The 17,033-nt window shown below is 63.9% G+C and carries 14 protein-coding genes; 10 read left to right on the top strand and 4 right to left on the bottom strand.

The window, feature by feature from the left end:
* Positions 1–60 precede the first annotated feature (60 nt).
* On the bottom strand, positions 61–1,014 hold the full coding sequence (gene gshB / locus ACNQP3_RS26925) for a glutathione synthase (RefSeq protein WP_060494475.1): 954 nt from the start codon (positions 1,012–1,014) through the stop codon (positions 61–63).
* A gap of 154 nt (positions 1,015–1,168) precedes the next feature.
* Between gshB and ACNQP3_RS26920 the strand changes: the two genes are divergently transcribed.
* From ACNQP3_RS26920 to trhA, 7 genes are all read left to right on the top strand, one after another.
* Positions 1,169–1,570 (top strand): response regulator, encoded by a 402-nt coding sequence (locus tag ACNQP3_RS26920; protein ID WP_012274552.1) that lies wholly within the window; start codon positions 1,169–1,171, stop codon positions 1,568–1,570.
* 47 nt (positions 1,571–1,617) lie between these two features.
* Positions 1,618–1,983, top strand: a complete 366-nt coding sequence (pilH, locus tag ACNQP3_RS26915) for a twitching motility response regulator PilH (RefSeq protein WP_012274551.1) — start codon at positions 1,618–1,620, stop codon at positions 1,981–1,983.
* Positions 1,980–2,534, top strand: coding sequence for a chemotaxis protein CheW (locus tag ACNQP3_RS26910; protein ID WP_012274550.1), 555 nt, complete (start codon positions 1,980–1,982; stop codon positions 2,532–2,534). Before pilH ends, ACNQP3_RS26910 begins: the two co-directional genes overlap by 4 nt.
* 47 nt (positions 2,535–2,581) lie before the next feature.
* Entirely contained in the window at positions 2,582–4,606 is a 2,025-nt protein-coding gene (locus ACNQP3_RS26905) for a methyl-accepting chemotaxis protein (protein ID WP_223296421.1), read from the top strand.
* 22 nt (positions 4,607–4,628) lie between these two features.
* Entirely contained in the window at positions 4,629–9,572 is a 4,944-nt protein-coding gene (locus ACNQP3_RS26900) for an Hpt domain-containing protein (protein ID WP_012274548.1), read from the top strand.
* A complete protein-coding gene (locus ACNQP3_RS26895) occupies positions 9,565–10,038 on the top strand; it encodes a chemotaxis protein CheW (protein WP_012274547.1) in 474 nt (157 codons plus the stop codon). Before ACNQP3_RS26900 ends, ACNQP3_RS26895 begins: the two co-directional genes overlap by 8 nt.
* Positions 10,039–10,099: 61 nt before the next feature.
* Positions 10,100–10,717 (top strand): PAQR family membrane homeostasis protein TrhA, encoded by a 618-nt coding sequence (gene trhA, locus ACNQP3_RS26890; RefSeq protein ID WP_012274546.1) that lies wholly within the window; start codon positions 10,100–10,102, stop codon positions 10,715–10,717.
* Here trhA and ACNQP3_RS26885 read toward each other — a convergent pair whose 3' ends face one another.
* The 3 genes from ACNQP3_RS26885 to ACNQP3_RS26875 all read right to left on the bottom strand — a co-directional run bounded on the left by ACNQP3_RS26885 (position 10,718) and on the right by ACNQP3_RS26875 (position 13,589).
* Positions 10,718–11,437, bottom strand: a complete 720-nt coding sequence (locus ACNQP3_RS26885; RefSeq protein ID WP_069942951.1) for a 16S rRNA (uracil(1498)-N(3))-methyltransferase — start codon at positions 11,435–11,437, stop codon at positions 10,718–10,720.
* Between the two features lie 174 nt (positions 11,438–11,611).
* Positions 11,612–13,018 (bottom strand): adenosylmethionine--8-amino-7-oxononanoate transaminase, encoded by a 1,407-nt coding sequence (locus ACNQP3_RS26880; protein WP_060494672.1) that lies wholly within the window; start codon positions 13,016–13,018, stop codon positions 11,612–11,614.
* Positions 13,019–13,097: 79 nt separating this feature from the next.
* Complete coding sequence (locus ACNQP3_RS26875) at positions 13,098–13,589, bottom strand: hypothetical protein (protein WP_012274543.1); 492 nt, start codon at positions 13,587–13,589, stop codon at positions 13,098–13,100.
* Positions 13,590–13,799: 210 nt separating this feature from the next.
* Between ACNQP3_RS26875 and ACNQP3_RS26870 the strand changes: the two genes are divergently transcribed.
* From ACNQP3_RS26870 to ACNQP3_RS26860, 3 genes are all read left to right on the top strand, one after another.
* Positions 13,800–15,650, top strand: a complete 1,851-nt coding sequence (locus tag ACNQP3_RS26870) for a flavin monoamine oxidase family protein (RefSeq protein ID WP_012274542.1) — start codon at positions 13,800–13,802, stop codon at positions 15,648–15,650.
* 201 nt (positions 15,651–15,851) lie between these two features.
* Entirely contained in the window at positions 15,852–16,403 is a 552-nt protein-coding gene (locus tag ACNQP3_RS26865) for a cytochrome b (protein WP_060515458.1), read from the top strand.
* A gap of 32 nt (positions 16,404–16,435) precedes the next feature.
* Complete coding sequence (locus tag ACNQP3_RS26860; protein ID WP_012274540.1) at positions 16,436–17,014, top strand: YceI family protein; 579 nt, start codon at positions 16,436–16,438, stop codon at positions 17,012–17,014.
* The last annotated feature ends 19 nt before the right edge of the window (positions 17,015–17,033 follow it).

Raw genomic sequence — 17,033 nt, 5'->3', positions numbered from 1 at the left:
AGCTCAGTCGAATAGGACCGGCATCATACCCCACTCTAGGGTCTAGCTTCGCGTTGGCTGTCAGCGCGCCTTGAGCTTGCGATCAATGGCATCCATCAACTTGCCACCGATATCGGTGTTGTAGGCGGCATCGATCTCGCGAATGCAGGTGGGGCTGGTGACGTTGATTTCGGTGAGGAAGTCGCCGATCACGTCCAGGCCCACGAACAGCAGGCCCTTCTCGCGCAGGGTCGGCCCGACCTGGGCGGCGATCCAGCGGTCGCGCTCGGTCAGCGGGCGGGCCTCGCCCCGGCCGCCAGCGGCCAGGTTGCCACGGGTCTCGCCACTGGCAGGGATACGCGCCAGGCAATAGTCCACCGGCTCGCCATCGATCATCAGGATGCGCTTGTCGCCGTCCTTGATCGCCGGCAGGTAGGCCTGGGCCATGATCTGCTGGGTACCCAGCGCTGTCAGGGTTTCCAGGATCACCGACAGGTTGGGGTCGCCAGCGCGGTGTCGGAAGATCGACGTACCGCCCATGCCATCCAGTGGTTTGAGGATCACGTCAGCATGCTTGGCGGCGAATTCGCGAATGATGTCCGGGCGGCGGCTGACCAGGGTCGGCGTGGTGCACTGCGGAAACAGCGTGGCGAACATCTTCTCGTTGCAGTCGCGCAGGCTCTGCGGGCGGTTGACCACCAGCACGCCATCATTCTCGGCCTGTTCCAGCAGGTAGGTGCTGTAGACGAACTCCATGTCGAACGGCGGGTCCTTGCGCATCAGGATCACGTCCAGCTCGGCCAGCGGGCTGTCCTGCTCCTCGCCCAGCTCGAACCAGCGTGCCGGGTCGGCGAACACCTTCAGCGGGCGCATGCGTGCACGGGCCTTGCTTTCGCCCTGGTACAGGTCTTGCTGTTCCATGTAGAACAGGCTCCAGCCGCGTGCCTGGGCGGCCAGCAGCATGGCCAGCGAACTGTCCTTCTTGTAGGAGATGGACGCGATGGGGTCCATGACAATGCCGAGGCGAACGCTCATGGGGTGGTTCCTCTTGGCGGCGCTTGGCCGCGATGGCTCGAAAGAAAAGTGGCTCAGGGTGGCGCCGCGAGCGCCGCCGGTCAAGGGGCGGCGCAGATGGAATGGCCTTCCGGAGTGTGCTAAAAGTGCAGCTAATTTCCATTGGTAGGCGTCTATGGAACAACCCCTGAAGGTGATGGTGATCGACGATTCCCGCACGATCCGCCGCACCGCACAGATGTTGCTCGGTGAAGCGGGCTGCGAGGTGATCACCGCCAGCGATGGCTTCGATGCCCTGGCCAAGATCGTCGACCACCAGCCCAGCATCATTTTCGTCGATGTGCTGATGCCGCGCCTGGACGGTTACCAGACCTGCGCGGTCATCAAGCACAACAGTGTCTTCAAGGACACCCCGGTGATCCTGCTGTCGTCGCGCGACGGCCTGTTCGACAAGGCTCGTGGCCGGGTGGTCGGTTCCGATCAGTTCCTGACCAAGCCGTTCAGCAAGGAAGAATTGCTCGACGCGATCCGCGCCCACGTGCCCGGGTTTGCCGTACCTCAACAACACGCACCCTGACCGCGCCCCGCCATGGCACGGTCCTACTTTCCTGATGGGGAAACAGCATGGCCCGAGTTCTGATTGTCGACGACTCGCCGACAGAGATGTACAGATTGACCGAATGGCTGGAGAAGCACGGCTACCAGGTGCTCAAGGCCAGCAACGGTGCCGATGGCGTGGCCCTGGCCCGGCAAGACAAGCCCGACGCTGTGCTGATGGACATCGTCATGCCTGGCATGAACGGTTTCCAGGCCACTCGCCAGCTCAGCAAGGACCCAGAGACCAGCGCCATCCCGGTAATCGTGGTGACCACCAAGGACCAGGAAACCGACCGCATCTGGGCCACGCGCCAGGGTGCACGTGACTTCCTGACCAAGCCGGTGGAAGAGGACGCGCTGATCGCCAAGCTCAAAGAAGTGCTGGGGGCTTGACCACCCGCCCGCAGGGCGCGTCGCTGACCGCCTTCGAGTTGTTGCTGGACATCGACCGGCGCTGCCGCCTGCTGGTGGCCGACCAGCCACCGCAGGACAACCGACTGCAGCAGTGGAGCGGCATCGGTTTTCGCATTGCCGGGCAGTGGTTCGTCGCGCCCATGGGCGAAGTGGCCGAAGTGTTGCGCGAACCGCGCAGTAGCCGTGTTCCCGGCGTGCAGCCGTGGGTGTGCGGGGTGGCCAACCTGCGTGGCCGGCTGTTGCCGGTGATGGACCTGAGCAGCTTCTTCGGCCTGGGCCACGCCGCCCCAGGCAAGCAGCGGCGGGTGCTGGTGCTGGACCACGATGACCTGTTCGTCGGCCTGCTGGTGGACGAGGTACTGGGCCTGCAGCACTTTGCCCTCGACAGCTTGCAGTTGTCGCCGCCGCAACCACTGATCCGGGCCGCTGCACGCTTTGTGCAGGGGCACTTCCCGCGTGAACGCAACTGGGCGATCTTCAGCCCCTTCGCCCTGGCCCAGGCGCCGGGCTTTCTCGATGTGGCGTTATAGGACCTGCGAACGTGAACAAGCCTGCCACCCCAGTCACTGCCACCACCGTGACCCCACGTACCCGCAGCATCGCGCAGATCACCGTGCTGTTCCTGATCCTGATCCTGTCGATCATCCTGCTGTTCGCCAACTTCGCCTACCTCAATACCCAGTCCAACTACGACAAGCAGTACATCGGCCATGCCGGCGAGCTGCGTGTGCTGTCGCAACGCATTGCCAAGAACGCCACCGAAGCGGCCACCGGCAAGGCGTTGGCGTTCAAGCTGCTGTCGGATGCGCGCAACGATTTCGAGCGTCGCTGGGGCTACCTGCGTCAGGGTGACAAGTCCACCGGCCTGCCGCCTGCGCCACCCTCGGTGCGTGACGAGATGGAGTCGGTACGCCGTGACTGGGAAAACCTGCGTAAGAACACCGACATCATCCTGGCCAGCGAGCAGACCGTGCTGTCGTTGCACCAGGTGGCGGCGACCCTGGCCGAGACCGTGCCGCAGTTGCAGGTGGAATACGAAAAAGTGGTCGAGATCCTGCTGCAGAGCGGTGCCCCGGCCAATCAGGTGGCGGTGGCCCAGCGCCAGCTGTTGCTGGCCGAGCGTATTCTCGGCTCGGTCAACACGGTGTTGGCCGGTGACGACAGCGCAGCCCAGGCGGCCGATGCCTTTGGCCGCGACGCCGGGCGCTTTGGCCAGGTGCTGGAGGGCATGCTCAATGGCAATGCGACCATCCAGGTAACCCGCGTCGAGGACGCCGACGCTCGCGCACGGCTGGCCGAAATTGCCGAACTGTTCCAGTTCGTTGCAGGTTCGGTCGATGAAATTCTCGAAACTTCGCCCGAACTGTTCCGTGTGCGTGAAGCCGCAGGCAACATTTTCAGCCTTTCGCAAACCTTGCTCGACGAAGCCTCGCACTTGGCCAACGGTTTCGAGAACCTGGCCGGTGGGCGCACCCTCGACACCGTTGGCGGTTACGCCCTGGGCCTGCTGGCGCTGGCCTCGATCATCCTCATCGGCCTGGTCATGGTGCGTACCACCAACCGCCAGTTGCGCGAGACCGCAGAAAAGAACGAACGCAACCAGCAGGCGATCATGCGCCTGCTCGACGAAATCGAAGAGCTGGCCGACGGCGACCTGACCGTGACCGTGTCGGTGACCGAAGACTTCACCGGCGCCATTGCCGACTCGATCAACTATTCCGTGGACCAGCTGCGCGACCTGGTCGCCACCATCAACCACAGCGCCATGCAGGTTGCCGCCGCTGTGCAGGACACGCAGAACACCGCTCGCCAACTGGCCAAGGCCTCCGAGCACCAGGCCGCACAAATCAGCGAAGCGTCCGAGGCGGTTGGCGACATGGTCGAGTCGATCGATCGGGTGTCGGCGCATGCCTATGAATCGGCCAAGGTGGCCGAGCGCTCGGTGGCTATTGCCAACAAGGGCAACGAGGTGGTGCATAACACCATCAACGGCATGGACAACATTCGCGAGCAGATCCAGGACACCGCCAAGCGGATCAAGCGCCTGGGCGAGTCTTCCCAGGAAATCGGCGACATCGTCAGCCTGATCGACGACATTGCCGACCAAACCAACATTCTCGCACTCAACGCTGCGATCCAGGCCTCGCTGGCCGGTGAGGCCGGCCGCGGGTTTGCCGTGGTCGCCGACGAGGTACAGCGCCTGGCCGAACGCTCGTCGTCGGCTACCCGCCAGATCGAGGCACTGGTGCGCACCATTCAGGCCGACACCAACGAAGCGGTGATCTCCATGGAGCAGACCACCGCCGAAGTGGTGCGCGGCGCCCGCCTGGCCCAGGATGCCGGGGTGGCGCTGGCCGAGATCGAAGGGGTATCGCAGAACCTTGCCGACCTCATCCACAGCATTTCCGACGCTGCCCAGTTGCAGACTTCTTCGGCAGGGCAGATCTCCCATACCATGGCGGTGATCCAGCAGATTACCGCGCAAACCTCCGCAGGCTCGGGTGCCACCGCCGACAGTATTCGCCACCTGGCCCGCATGGCCAGCGAGATGCGCCGTTCGGTGTCCGGTTTCACCCTGCCGCCACCGGCAGAACCCAAGTGAAGCGCCGCGCAGAGGAGTGCCCATGGCTGTCGCTGCTGTAAGCCCCGAGCGCCACGAAACGGTGGCGCTGGCCTGGACCAAGGCCGCCATTCTCGATTGCCTGGGCCAGGCACGGCAGGCGCTGGAGCGCTTCGCCGGCGAACCGGGCGACTTGTCGATGCTGGCCTTCGTGGTCGACAACTTGCACCAGGTGCATGGCTGCCTGCGCATGCTCGAGCTGCGTGGCGCCACGCGCCTGGCAGAGGAACTGGAGCTGTTCGCCAAGGCGTTGGCCGATGGCCAGGTCAGCCCACGGGGCGATTGCCTGGGTGCGCTGTTCCGTGGTCTGGAGCAGTTGCCGTCGTACCTTGAGCGCTTGCGCGGCGCCCGCCACGATCTGCCGTTGGTGATGCTGCCACTGCTCAACCAGCTGCGCGCCTGCCGTGGCATCGAGCCGCTAGCCCAGGCAAGCCTGATAAGTGGTGCTGCGCAACGCTTTGCCGGGTCCGACGACCTGGCCAACCTCGACCTGTCGTTGGGCAACTGGCGCGATCAATTGCAGGCCGGGCCGGGCCGCGATGCCCTGCGCTCGGTGGTGACCGCGCTCTGCGACGACCTCATGCGCATCAAGGAGCGCCTGGACCAGTTCGTGCGCAGCGATCGTCAGCACAGCGAGCAGCTCGATGCCCTGCTGGCGCCGCTGCGCCACGTGGCCGATACCCTGGCTGTACTGGGCTTCCAACAACCACGGCGGGTGATCATCGACCAGGTGCTGGCGCTGCAGGCCTTGGCCCAGGGCGAGCGGTCGGTGGACGATGCGGTGCTTATGGATGTGGCGGGGGCCTTGCTGTACGTGGAGGCTTCGCTGAACGGCATGGTCGGCCCACTGGAGGAAAACGGCCAGGGTAGCCTGCCGGGCTCGGACCTGGCCGAGATACGCCAGCTGGTGTTGAGCGAGTCGCTGAATGTATTGCAGCAGGCCAAGGACCTGATCGGCGACTACCTGGAGTCCGACTGGCCTCGGCAGCGCCTGCAACCTTTGCCAGGGCTATTGCAGCAGGTTCGCGGGGCTTTGGCCATGTTGATGCTGCCCGCCGTGGCCGAGCTGTTTGCCGGCTGCGCAAGTTATGTGCAGCGTTGGTTGCAGCACCTGGACGAAGAGCCGCCCGCCGATGAGCTGACGCACCTGGCCGAGGCGCTGAGTGCTGCCGAGTGTTACCTGCAATGGCGGGTGGCCGACCCGTTGGCGGATGGCCAGCCCTTCATCGACAGGGCGCGTGCCAGCCTGGCGGCGCTGGGCGTGCACTGTGCGCAGGCTGACGCCCGAGCGGGCCTGGGAGCCGATGGCGATGGCATCGACGACGAGCTGCGCGAAGTGTTTCTCGAGGAAGCTGGCGAGTTGCTTCCGGAAATCGAGCGTCACTGGCTGCGCTGGCGTGCGGACAACCAGCAGCGTGGGGCGCTGGGGGAAGTACGTCGTGCGTTGCATACCCTCAAAGGCAGCGGTCGCATGGTGCATGCCGAGGCGGTGGCTGAACTGGCTTGGGGCGCCGAGCACCTGCTGAACCGGGTACTGGAAGGCCGCAGCGTGCTCAGCCCGGAGGGCGTGGTGGCCCTGCAGCAGGTGTTTGTCCATCTGCCCGATTTGCTGGCCGACTTTGCCGCCGGCCAGCTGCCGCAACTGACCGAAATCGAGCAACTGGCTGGGCACCTGCACGCCCTGGCTGAAAACGACGCACCAGCCACGGCCAATATCGATGGCCTGGATCCGCAGTTACTGGATATTTTTCGCAGTGAAGCGCAGGGCCACTTGGCCAGCCTCGATGCCTTCCTGCAGGGCGCCGATGGTCACGATACGCCGGTCAGCGATGGCCTGCAGCGTGCCCTGCACACGCTCAAAGGCAGTGCCGCCATGGCCGGGGTGATGCCGGTCGCCGAACTCGCCACCGCCTTCGACCGCTTGGCCCGTGAGTACAAGGGGCATCAACTGCCGCTGCAAATGGCCGAGATGGAATGGTTGGAAGCCGCGCGCTCGCTGTTTCATCTGGGCCTGGCGCAACTTGACAGCACGCCGCTGGCTGCCATTCCCGGCGCTGCGGAGCTGATCGAGCAGGTTGGCCAGGCAGTGGACGGCCGCCTGGCCAGCTTGCATGACGACCCGCAGCACGCGCGGCGCAGCAAGCGCGACCCGCAGTTGGTCGCCAGTTTCCTGGCCCAGGCCATGGACATTCTGCTCAATGCCGAGTCGGTGCTGTCGCGCTGGCAGCAGCAGCCAGGTCAGCGTGACGCACTGGACACCCTGCTTGATGAAATGACCACCCTGGGCCATGCCGCTCACCTGGCTGACCTGTGGCAGATGGATGATGTGTGCGAGGCCTTGCTCGACCTGTACGGTGCAGTAGAAGAGGGCAGCCTGCCCGCCGATGCACGCTTCTTCGCCCAGGCGCAGCACGCCCATGAAGCCCTGCTGGACATGCTCGACGAAGTGGCGGCTGGACAGGATCTGGCGCCGCGCCCAGAACTGGTTGGCAGCCTGCGCAACCTGTTGGACCAGGCCCTGCCCCCGGATGCAACCGGCCTTGTGGGCATTGATACGGTCACACCGCTGCACCCGGACATGGACCTGACCGATACCTTGGGGCTGGGGCACCCGTCGTTGCTGCCGGGGGCCGCCGAGCCGCTGGTCGAGAAGCCGGAAAACCCCGGCGAAGAACTGCTGGAAGTGTTCCTCGAAGAAAGCTCGGACATCGTCGAAAGCGCCGCAGCAGCCCTGGCGCGCTGGCAGGCCGACCCGCGCAACAGCGTCGAGGTGGACAACCTGATGCGCGACCTGCACACCCTCAAGGGCGTGGCGCGCATGGTCGAAATCGCCCCGATCGGCGACCTGGCCCACGAACTGGAGTTTCTCTACGAACTGTTGGCCGCCGGCCGTTTGCCACCGAGCGCGCCGCTGTTCGCCCTGCTACAGAACTGCCACGACCGTCTGGCGCACATGCTCGATGCCGTGCGCCTGGGGCAGCCGCTGCATGCTGCCACGGCGCTGATCGACTACATTCGCAATTTCAGCAGCGCGGCACTGACCGACAGTGCCGCGGGCCAGGGAGCGCTGGAGGCTGCAACCGCCGAAGTGCCGGCAGCGGCGCCAGAGCGGGCGCCGGGCGACATGGTCAAGGTCGATGCCGAGCTGCTCGACGACCTGGGTAACCTGGCCGGCGAGCACTCGATCATTCGTGGGCGCATCGAGCAGCAGGTCAACGATGCGCAGTTCACCCTCAACGAGATGGAAACCACCCTCGAGCGCATGCGCGACCAGTTGCTGCGCCTGGACGTCGAGACCCAAGGGCGAATTTCCAGCCGTCAGCAGTTCGAAGGCGATGCCTATGACGATTTCGACCCGCTGGAAATGGACCGCCATTCGCAGCTGCAGCAACTGTCGAGGGCCCTGTTCGAGTCTGCCTCGGACCTGCTCGACCTGAAGGAAACCCTGGCCCAGCGCGCTCAGGAGGCGTATAGCCTGCTGCAGCAGCAGGCGCGGGTGAACAGCCAGTTGCAGGAAGGCCTGACCGCCACCCTGATGGTGCCGTTCGAACGCCTGGTGCCGCGCTTGCAGCGCGTGGTGCGGCAGGTGGCCAGCGAGCTGGGCAAACAGGTGGAGCTGGTGGTCGGCAATGCCGAGGGTGAGCTGGACCGCAGCGTGCTCGAACGCATGGTGGCGCCGCTGGAGCATATGCTGCGCAACGCCGTCGACCATGGCCTGGAAAGCCGCGAAATGCGCCTGGCTGCCGGCAAGCCGGAGCAGGGCACCATTCACCTGAATTTGTTGCACGAAGGTGCCGATATCGTCATCGAAATGACCGATGACGGTGCCGGCGTGCCACTGGAGGCGGTGCGGCGCAAGGCCATCAAACGCGGCCTGCTGGACCCGCAGGCCCAGTTGAGCGATCACGAGATCCTGCAGTTCATCCTGCGCCCGGGCTTTTCCACCGCCGAAAAGATCACCCAAATTTCCGGTCGCGGGCTGGGCATGGATGTGGTGCATGAGGAGGTCAAGCAACTAGGGGGCTCGATGAGCATCGAGTCGGCCCAGGGCAAAGGCGCGCGCTTCTTGATCCGCCTGCCGTTCACGGTGTCCATCAACCGCGCGTTGATGGTGCACCTGGGCGAAGAGCAGTACGCAATTGGGCTCAATACCATCGAAGGTATCGTTCGTGTGCCGCCGGCCGAGCTGGCGGCGTGCTACCAGTTGGACGCGCCACGTTATGTCTACGCCGGCCACGAATACGAGCTGCGCTACCTGGGCGAGTTGCTGCAAGGTGTGCCACGCCCGACGCTGCTGGGGCAGAGCGTGCCATTGCCGGTGCTGCTGGTGCATGCCAAGGAGCAATCGTTCGCCATCCAGGCCGACGGCCTGTCGCCCAGCCGCGAGATCGTGGTGAAGAGCCTGGGGCCGCAGTTTGCCGCGGTTGCCGGGTTGTCGGGGGCAACGTTGCTGGGCGATGGTCGGGTGGTGTTGATTCTTGACCTGCTGGGCCAGCTGCGCGGCCAGCAGCGACGGCTGGCTCGCCTGCCCGCTGGTGGCAGCCAACGCCAACTGCTTGGCCCGGCACCACGCCGCCCCTTGCTGGTGATGGTGGTGGACGATTCGGTAACCGTGCGCAAGGTCACCAGCCGCCTGCTGGAGCGCCACGGCATGAGCGTGCTCACAGCCAAAGACGGTGTTGACGCCATGGCCTTGCTGGAAGAGCACCGGCCCGACGTGTTGCTACTGGACATCGAGATGCCACGTATGGATGGTTTCGAGGTGGCTACACGTATCCGCCGTGACGCCCGCCTGAAGGACCTGCCTATCATCATGATCACTTCGCGTACCGGGCAGAAGCACCGCGACCGCGCCATGGCCATCGGCGTCAACGAGTACCTGGGCAAGCCGTACCAGGAGTCGCTGTTGTTGCAGAGCATCGCCCATTGGAGCCAGACCCATGCTTGAACTGATTGCCGGCCAACGCAGCAGCCTGACCGGGCTGTTGCTGCCGTTGGGTGACCGCACCCTGGTGCTGCCCAACGTGGCGGTGGCCGAGTTGAGCGGGCAGCGCAACCTGGTGTGTCAGCACGGTGATCCCGCTTGGCACCTGGGCTGGATCGACTGGCGCCAGCAACGCTTGCCGCTGATTGGTTTCGAGGCGGCGTGCGGTGGCGAGACGCCGTGCGGTGAGCGGGCACGCGTGGTGGTGCTCAATGCCTTGGGCGATACCGGGCTGCGTTACCTGGCGCTGTTGCTGCAGGACATCCCGCGTTCATGCAAGCTCGACAGCCAGCTCAACTATGTGGACGTGGCACTGGGGCGCCTGGAGTTGGCGGCGGTGCAGGTGGGCGAGCAGGTGGCAAGGGTGCCGGACCTGGTTGCATTGGAAAGGCTGGTGCGTGACGCGGATCTGCAACCTGATCTTGGGTAGGATGTAAGGCCGAAAAAGACTGCTTCAGGAACCCAGCCCACCTCGGGAGGTCTGTGTTTGCATGTATTACGGTGAACGCTTCAACGCCTGGACTCACCTGGTCGGTGCTGTCCTCGCCTGTATCGGTGCCATCTGGCTGATCGTGGTCGCGGGCCTGCAAGGCGACCCGTGGAAGATCGTCAGTTTCTCCATCTACGGCAGCACGCTGCTGTTGCTGTACAGCATTTCCACCCTGTACCACAGCACCCGCGGGCGAGCGAAGGTGATCATGCGCAAGCTCGATCACCTGTCGATCTACCTGTTGATCGCCGGCAGCTACACGCCGTTTTGCCTGGTCAGCCTGCGCGGCCCGTGGGGCTGGAGCCTGTTCGGTGTGGTCTGGGGGCTGGCGGTGATTGGCATGTTGCAGGAGATCAAGCCGCGCTCCGAGGCGCGGATCCTGTCGATCATCATTTATGCCGTGATGGGCTGGATCGTGCTGGTTGCAGTCAAGCCATTGCTCAATACGCTGGGCACCGCAGGTTTTACCTGGCTGGCGGCCGGCGGGGTGTTCTACACCGTCGGCATCATCTTCTTCGCCTTCGATAGCCGTTTCCGCCACTGGCACGGCATCTGGCACCTCTTCGTAATTGCCGGCAGCCTCATGCACTTCGTGGCGGTGTCGTTCTATGTGCGTTAGTTAAAAGTCGCCCCACAGCTGCTGTGCCACCGACAGCGCCACCACCGGCGCGGTTTCGGTGCGCAGCACGCGTGGGCCAAGGCGTGCTGCGTGGAAACCGGCGGCTTTGGCCTGTTCGACTTCGGCTTCGCTAAGGCCGCCTTCGGGGCCGATCAGGAAGGCCAGGCCTGCAGGCTTGGCATGGCTGGTGAGCGGTTCGGCCACCGGGTGCAGGACCAGCTTCAGGTCAGCCTGAGTGCTGCTCAGCCACTCGGTTAGGGGCACGGGTGGGTGGATGACCGGCAAGGTTGAGCGCCCGCATTGTTCGCAGGCACTGATCGCCACTTGGCGCCAGTGGGCCAGACGTTTGTCGGCACGTTCGTCCTTCAGGCGCACTTCGCAGCGTTCGCTGACGATCGGGGTGATTTCGTTGGCGCCCAGTTCGGTGGCCTTCTGGATCGCCCAGTCCATGCGTTCGCCGCGCGACAGGCCTTGGCCGAGGTGCACGTGCAGCGGTGAGTCGGCCTGGCCGGTGAAGGCTTGGTCGAGGCTGACACGCACGGTTTTCTTGCCCACTTCAAGCAGTTGGCCGAGGTATTCCTGGCCGCTGCCGTCGAACAGCTGCACGGCGTCGCCGGGGGCCATGCGCAGCACGCGGCCGATGTAGTGGGCCTGGGCCTCGGGCAGGTCGTGTTCGCCAAGGCTCAGGGGGGCGTCGATGAAGAAGCGGGACAGTCTCATGGGGTGCTCGTTTTAAAGGTTTACTCGCCCGTTGTAGGAGCGGCCTTGTGTCGCGAAAGGGCTGCGCAGCGGCCCCAGGGTTTCAGCGGCGATGCATGAATTGCTTGGGGCCGCTGCGCGGCCCTTTCGCGACACAAGGCCGCTCCTACAGGGGGTCGGCGCCGGCTTTCGGGCTTAGCCCGGATCGCGGAAGTCGGGGTGGAAGTTGGCCGGCACGGCAACGCTGACGCTATCGCGGGTGGCTATGTCGATGCCTTCACTGGCCACCTCGGCAAGGAAGTCGATCTGCTCCGGGGTGATCACATACGGCGGCAGGAAGTACACCACATTGCCCAGCGGCCGCAGCAGGGCGCCGCGGGTCAGGGCGTGTTCGAATACCTTCAGGCCACGCCGCTCTTGCCAGGGGTAGGCAACCTTGCCAGTCTTGTCTTTCACCATCTCGATGGCCAGGGCCATGCCGGTCTGACGAATTTCGGCAACGTGAGCATGGTCGGCCAGGTGCGCAGTGGCTGTGGCCATACGCGTGGCAAGAGCCTTGTTGGCCTCGATCACGTTGTCCTGCTCGAAGATGTCCAGGGTCGCCAGCGCCGCTGCGCACGCCAGCGGGTTGCCGGTGTAGCTGTGCGAATGCAGGAACGCACGCAAGGTCGGGTAGTCATCGTAGAAGGCCTGGTACACCTTGTCGGTGGTCAGGCAGGCGGCCAGCGGCAGGTAACCGCCGGTCAGGGCCTTGGACAGGCACAGGAAGTCTGGGCGGATGCCGGCCTGCTCGCAGGCGAACATCGTGCCGGTACGGCCGAAGCCCACGGCGATCTCGTCGTGGATCAGGTGCACGTCGTAGCGGTCGCAGGCCTCGCGCAGCAGCTTGAGGTAAACCGGGTGGTACATGCGCATGCCGCCTGCACCTTGGATCAGCGGCTCGACGATCACGGCGCTGATCGAGGCGTGGTGCTCGGCCAGGGTCTGTTCCATGGCCTGGAACATGTTGCGCGAGTGCTCTTCCCAGCTCATGCCCTCGGGGCGCAGGTAGCAATCGGGGCTGGGCACCTTGAGGGTGTCGAGCAGCAGCGCCTTGTAGGTTTCGGTAAACAGCGGCACATCGCCTACCGACATGGCGGCAATGGTTTCGCCGTGATAGCTGTTGGTCAGGGTGACGAAGCGCTTCTTGTCCGGTTTGCCGACATTCTGCCAGTAGTGGAAGCTCATCTTCAGCGCCACTTCGATGCACGACGAGCCATTGTCGGCGTAAAACACCCGGTCGAGGCCGGCCGGGGTCATGGCCACCAGGCGCTCGGACAACTCGATGACCGGCTGGTGGCTGAAACCGGCCAGGATCACGTGTTCCAGCTGATCCACCTGGTCCTTGATGCGCTGGTTGATGCGCGGGTTGGCGTGGCCGAACACATTGACCCACCAACTGCTCACCGCGTCCAGGTAGCGCTTGCCTTCGAAGTCCTCCAGCCACACACCTTCGCCGCGTTTGATCGGGATCAGCGGCAGCTGCTCGTGGTCTTTCATCTGGGTGCAGGGGTGCCACAGGACCTTGAGGTCGCGTTGCATCCACTGATCATTGAGGCCCATCGGCACTTCTCCTGGCTTTACGGCGTGGTTCGACCGCGTAAGCTTAAGCAATGCCGCAGGGCAGGACAACCGCTGCCGTTCAATGGCGGTGGGTGCCGGTCCATTCGAGGCGACGGATGTGCACGGTGCCAGCCTGCGAGGTGGAAATGGTCAGGCGCCGGAATGGCCCTTCGATCAGCTGGTAGTAGGGGTGTGTGGCGATGGGGCCGGGGCGCAGGTCGCGCAAGCCGTTGCCTTCCAAGGTAAGCCAGTAGAAGTTGAGCAGCGTCGGTGCAGCCAGGTCATGGCCTTGGTTCTCGGCATCGAACAACATGTGCAGGTCGTCGCAGAGAAAATCGCTGACCACATAGTATTCCAGCCGCAAGCATTCGACTTCCTGGGCGAAGGTGATTTCCACGTCGCTGTGTTCACCAATCACCAGTTCGGTGCCGTCTTCACCCTTGAACGCTTCATGAAAGCCGGTCCAGGAGGTGCTGTTGGAGCGGATACTCAGCCCGGATGCCATATGAAGCGTCTGCTTGTGCCACAGATACTGCCGTTCGACGTGTTGGAAGTGCTCCTCGAAGATCATGCGTATGCCCTCCTGGCGGGGCTGCTGGCCAACTTCGCCAGCTTTACCTGCCATCGTGTGACATGGCTACTGGCAAAAATGTCAGTTGCCAAAAGGACTTGATGTCACTGCGCTGGCAGGGTGGTCGGACCTGACGTATTCTTAACGCATCTTCCTGGGGCATCCCTGCCTCTCCCCGTTTCTGTAACCTCTGACTCGGAGTTCGCCAACATGGCTGCTGCTTGGGTGCGCCTGTGCGCGTTGGTATTGATTGGTGTGTCCAGCGGCGCCGCGCTGGCAAAGGACAAGACGCCTACGGCAATTGTCGTGGGTGGCGGCCTGGCAGGCCTGACGGCCGCCTACGAGTTGCAGAACAAAGGCTGGCAGGTAACGCTGCTGGAGGCCAAGGCGGGCATGGGCGGGCGTTCTGGCCTGGCAACCAGCGAGTGGATCGGCAATGCCAAGGCGCAGCCGGTGCTGAACCAGTACCTGGACCGTTTCAAGCTTGAAACACTGCCAGCGCCGGAGTTCGTGCGTACCCCCGGTTACCTGATCGACGGCGAGTACTTCAGTGCCACCGACCTGGCCACCAAGCAGCCGGCTACCGCCGAGGCGCTCAAGCGTTACGAGAAAACCCTCGACGACCTGGCCCGTTCGATCGACGACCCGCTGAACCCGCAAGCAAACAGCACGTTGTTCGCCCTCGACCAGATCAACGTCTCCACCTGGCTGGACAAACTGCAACTGCCGACCACCGCCCGCCAGCTGGTCAACCAGCAGATCCGTACGCGCTACGATGAACCGTCGCGCCTGTCGTTGCTGTATTTCGCCCAGCAGAACCGCGTGTACCGCGGCGTCAGCGACCGCGACCTGCGCGCCGCGCGGCTGCCCGGTGGCAGCCCGGTGCTGGCCCAGGCCTTCGTCAAGCAATTGAAAACCATCAAGACCAGCTCGCCGGTCACCGCCATTGTCCAGGACAAGGACGGCGTCACGGTAAAAGTCGGCAGCGTCGGCTACCAGGCGGATTACCTGGTAATGGCCGTGCCGCTGCGCGCCCTGGCCAAAATCCAGATGACCCCAGGCCTGGACAGCCAGCACCTGGCCGCGCTCAAGGGTACCAACTATGGCTGGCGCGACCAGCTGATGCTCAAGTTCAAGAAGCCGGTATGGGAAAGCCGCGCGCGCATGTCGGGCGAAATCTTCAGTAACGCCGGCCTTGGCATGCTGTGGATCGAGCCGGCGCTCAAGGGCGGCGCCAACGTGGTCATCAACCTGTCCGGCGACAACGCCCGCCTGCTGCAGGCGTTTGGCGACAAGCAGATGGTCGACCAGGTGCTGATACGCCTGCATGCCTTCTACCCGCAGGCCCGTGGTGCCTTCACCGGTTATGAGGTCAAGCGCTACAGCACCGACGCCGGTACCGGCGGCGCCTATCTGGCCTATGGCCCAGGGCAGATCAGCAAGTACTGGCGCCTGTGGGAGCGCCCGGTGCAGCGCATCACTTTTGCTGGCGAGCACACCGACGCCCTGTATCCAGGCACCCTGGAAGGCGCCCTGCGCAGCGGCCAGCGTGCGGCCAGCCAGGCCCAGGATCTGCTGGCCGGCAAGTCGTTTGACCCTGCCAAGGCGGCACCGGTCGCAGCGGCGGCGGCGGGTTCGGCGGCCGCCAAGGCGAGCAAGGGTGGGTTCTTCTCGAACATGTTTGGTGGTTCGTCTGACAAGGCTGACAAGCCTGACGCGGCGCCTGCCAAAGCTGAGTCGAAGCCTGTCGATGAGGCCAAGCAGGACAAACCTGGCTTCTTCAAGCGTCTGTTTGGTGGGGCGGACACGCCCGAGGTGAAGGCAGAACCGATTGCCAAGGCTGAAGCAGTGGCGCCAGCCCCAGCGCCTGCTCCCCAAACCGCGCCCGCCCCGGTCGCGCCTGCACCTGCAGTGAAGGAAGCGGCTGCCAAGCCTGCGGCCACCAAGGCGGCACCGGCCAAGCATGCGCCGACGCACAAACCTGTTGAGGCCAAGAAAGCGACAGCCAAGTCCGAGCCTGCGAAGAAGGCTGTGGCCAATACCCAGGCCAAGGCTGGCTGATCGATCGCCAGTACCGACCGCTTGGCAGCACGAGGCCGGTACTGGCAACCTCTATTTCCCCGGCTATCGTTAATGTTTCCTTAATGGGAAGCTTACAGAATACATATCGGATTTCTCGATAATCCGAAGCAATTTTTTCCGCTTTTATTCGATACGTTACGCGTTAGTCTGTGCACAGCTTTCACGGAGAAACACGCCAACATGCAACTGCGCAATTCACCCTCTCGCTACGGCGTGGTCAGTATCGTCCTGCATTGGGGCGTGGCGCTGGCAGTCTTCGGCCTGTTCGGCCTGGGCCTGTGGATGGTCGGTCTCGACTACTACAGCCCCTGGCGCAAAGCCGGGCCGGACCTGCACAAGAGTATCGGCCTGGTTTTGCTGGCAGTGATGTTGCTGCGGGTGGTCTGGCGTTTCATCAGCCCCCCACCTCCGGCGCCCGCCAACCATGGCGCGGTCACACGCCTGGCGGCCAAGCTGGGCCATTTGGCCCTGTACCTTGGGCTGTTTGCGGTGATGGCGGCCGGTTACCTGATTTCCACCGCCGACGGCGTCGGCATTCCGGTGTTCGGCCTGTTCGAAGTGCCGGCACTGGTCAGCGACCTGCCCGACCAGGCAGATGTGGCGGGGGTGATTCATCTGTGGCTGGCATGGGGCCTGGTGATTTTTGCCGTGCTGCATGCCCTGGCAGCGCTCAAGCACCATTTCATCGACCGTGACGCGACCCTGACCCGTATGCTGGGCCGCAAAGCTTGACTCTCAACCTCAATTGCATAGGAAGGAACAGGATGTTGAAAAAGACTTTTGCCGCTCTGGCGCTCGGTACCGCTCTGCTCTCCGCTGGCCAGGCCATGGCTGCCGAGTACAAGATCGACAAGGAAGGCCAGCACGCGTTCGTTGACTGGAAAATCAGCCACCTGGGCTACAGCTTCATCCACGGTACCTTCAAGGACTTCGACGGCAACTTCACCTGGGACAGCGCCAAGCCTGAAGCCAGCAAGATCAGCGTCGACCTGAAGACCGCCAGCCTGTGGTCGAACCACGCCGAGCGTGACAAGCACATCGCCAGCGCCGACTTCCTCGATGTGAAGAAGTATCCTGAAGCCAAGTTCGTTTCTACTGCCGTCAAGTCGACTGGCGAAAAGACTGCTGACGTTACGGGCGACCTGACCATGCACGGCGTAACCAAGCCGGTCACCTTCAAGGCAACCTTCAACGGTGAAGGCAAGGACCCATGGGGCGGTGAGCGCGCTGGTTTCAACGCCACCACCACCCTGAACCTGAATGACTTCGGCATCAAAGGCCCAGGCGCTACTTCGCAGACGCTGGACCTGGATATCAGTGTCGAAGGTGTGAAGCAGAAGTAAGCATTGCCTTGGCAATGAA

The organism is Pseudomonas sp. LFS074 (assembly GCF_047978165.1).
Taxonomy (GTDB): domain Bacteria; phylum Pseudomonadota; class Gammaproteobacteria; order Pseudomonadales; family Pseudomonadaceae; genus Aquipseudomonas; species Aquipseudomonas putida_P.
The sequence above is the reverse complement of the archived record's forward strand: the minus strand, read 5'-3'. Positions and strand labels throughout refer to the sequence as shown.

Coding starts and splice junctions, on each gene's coding strand:
- gshB (WP_060494475.1), bottom strand. CDS start 1,014: ATGAGCGTTCGCCTCGGCATTGTCATGGACCCCATCGCGTCCATCTCC.
- ACNQP3_RS26885 (WP_069942951.1), bottom strand. CDS start 11,437: ATGAGACTGTCCCGCTTCTTCATCGACGCCCCCCTGAGCCTTGGCGAA.
- ACNQP3_RS26875 (WP_012274543.1), bottom strand. CDS start 13,589: ATGATCTTCGAGGAGCACTTCCAACACGTCGAACGGCAGTATCTGTGG.
- ACNQP3_RS26880 (WP_060494672.1), bottom strand. CDS start 13,018: ATGGGCCTCAATGATCAGTGGATGCAACGCGACCTCAAGGTCCTGTGG.
- ACNQP3_RS26920 (WP_012274552.1), top strand. CDS start 1,169: ATGGAACAACCCCTGAAGGTGATGGTGATCGACGATTCCCGCACGATC.
- ACNQP3_RS26865 (WP_060515458.1), top strand. CDS start 15,852: ATGCAACTGCGCAATTCACCCTCTCGCTACGGCGTGGTCAGTATCGTC.
- ACNQP3_RS26860 (WP_012274540.1), top strand. CDS start 16,436: ATGTTGAAAAAGACTTTTGCCGCTCTGGCGCTCGGTACCGCTCTGCTC.
- ACNQP3_RS26895 (WP_012274547.1), top strand. CDS start 9,565: ATGCTTGAACTGATTGCCGGCCAACGCAGCAGCCTGACCGGGCTGTTG.
- pilH (WP_012274551.1), top strand. CDS start 1,618: ATGGCCCGAGTTCTGATTGTCGACGACTCGCCGACAGAGATGTACAGA.
- ACNQP3_RS26870 (WP_012274542.1), top strand. CDS start 13,800: ATGGCTGCTGCTTGGGTGCGCCTGTGCGCGTTGGTATTGATTGGTGTG.
- ACNQP3_RS26900 (WP_012274548.1), top strand. CDS start 4,629: ATGGCTGTCGCTGCTGTAAGCCCCGAGCGCCACGAAACGGTGGCGCTG.
- trhA (WP_012274546.1), top strand. CDS start 10,100: ATGTATTACGGTGAACGCTTCAACGCCTGGACTCACCTGGTCGGTGCT.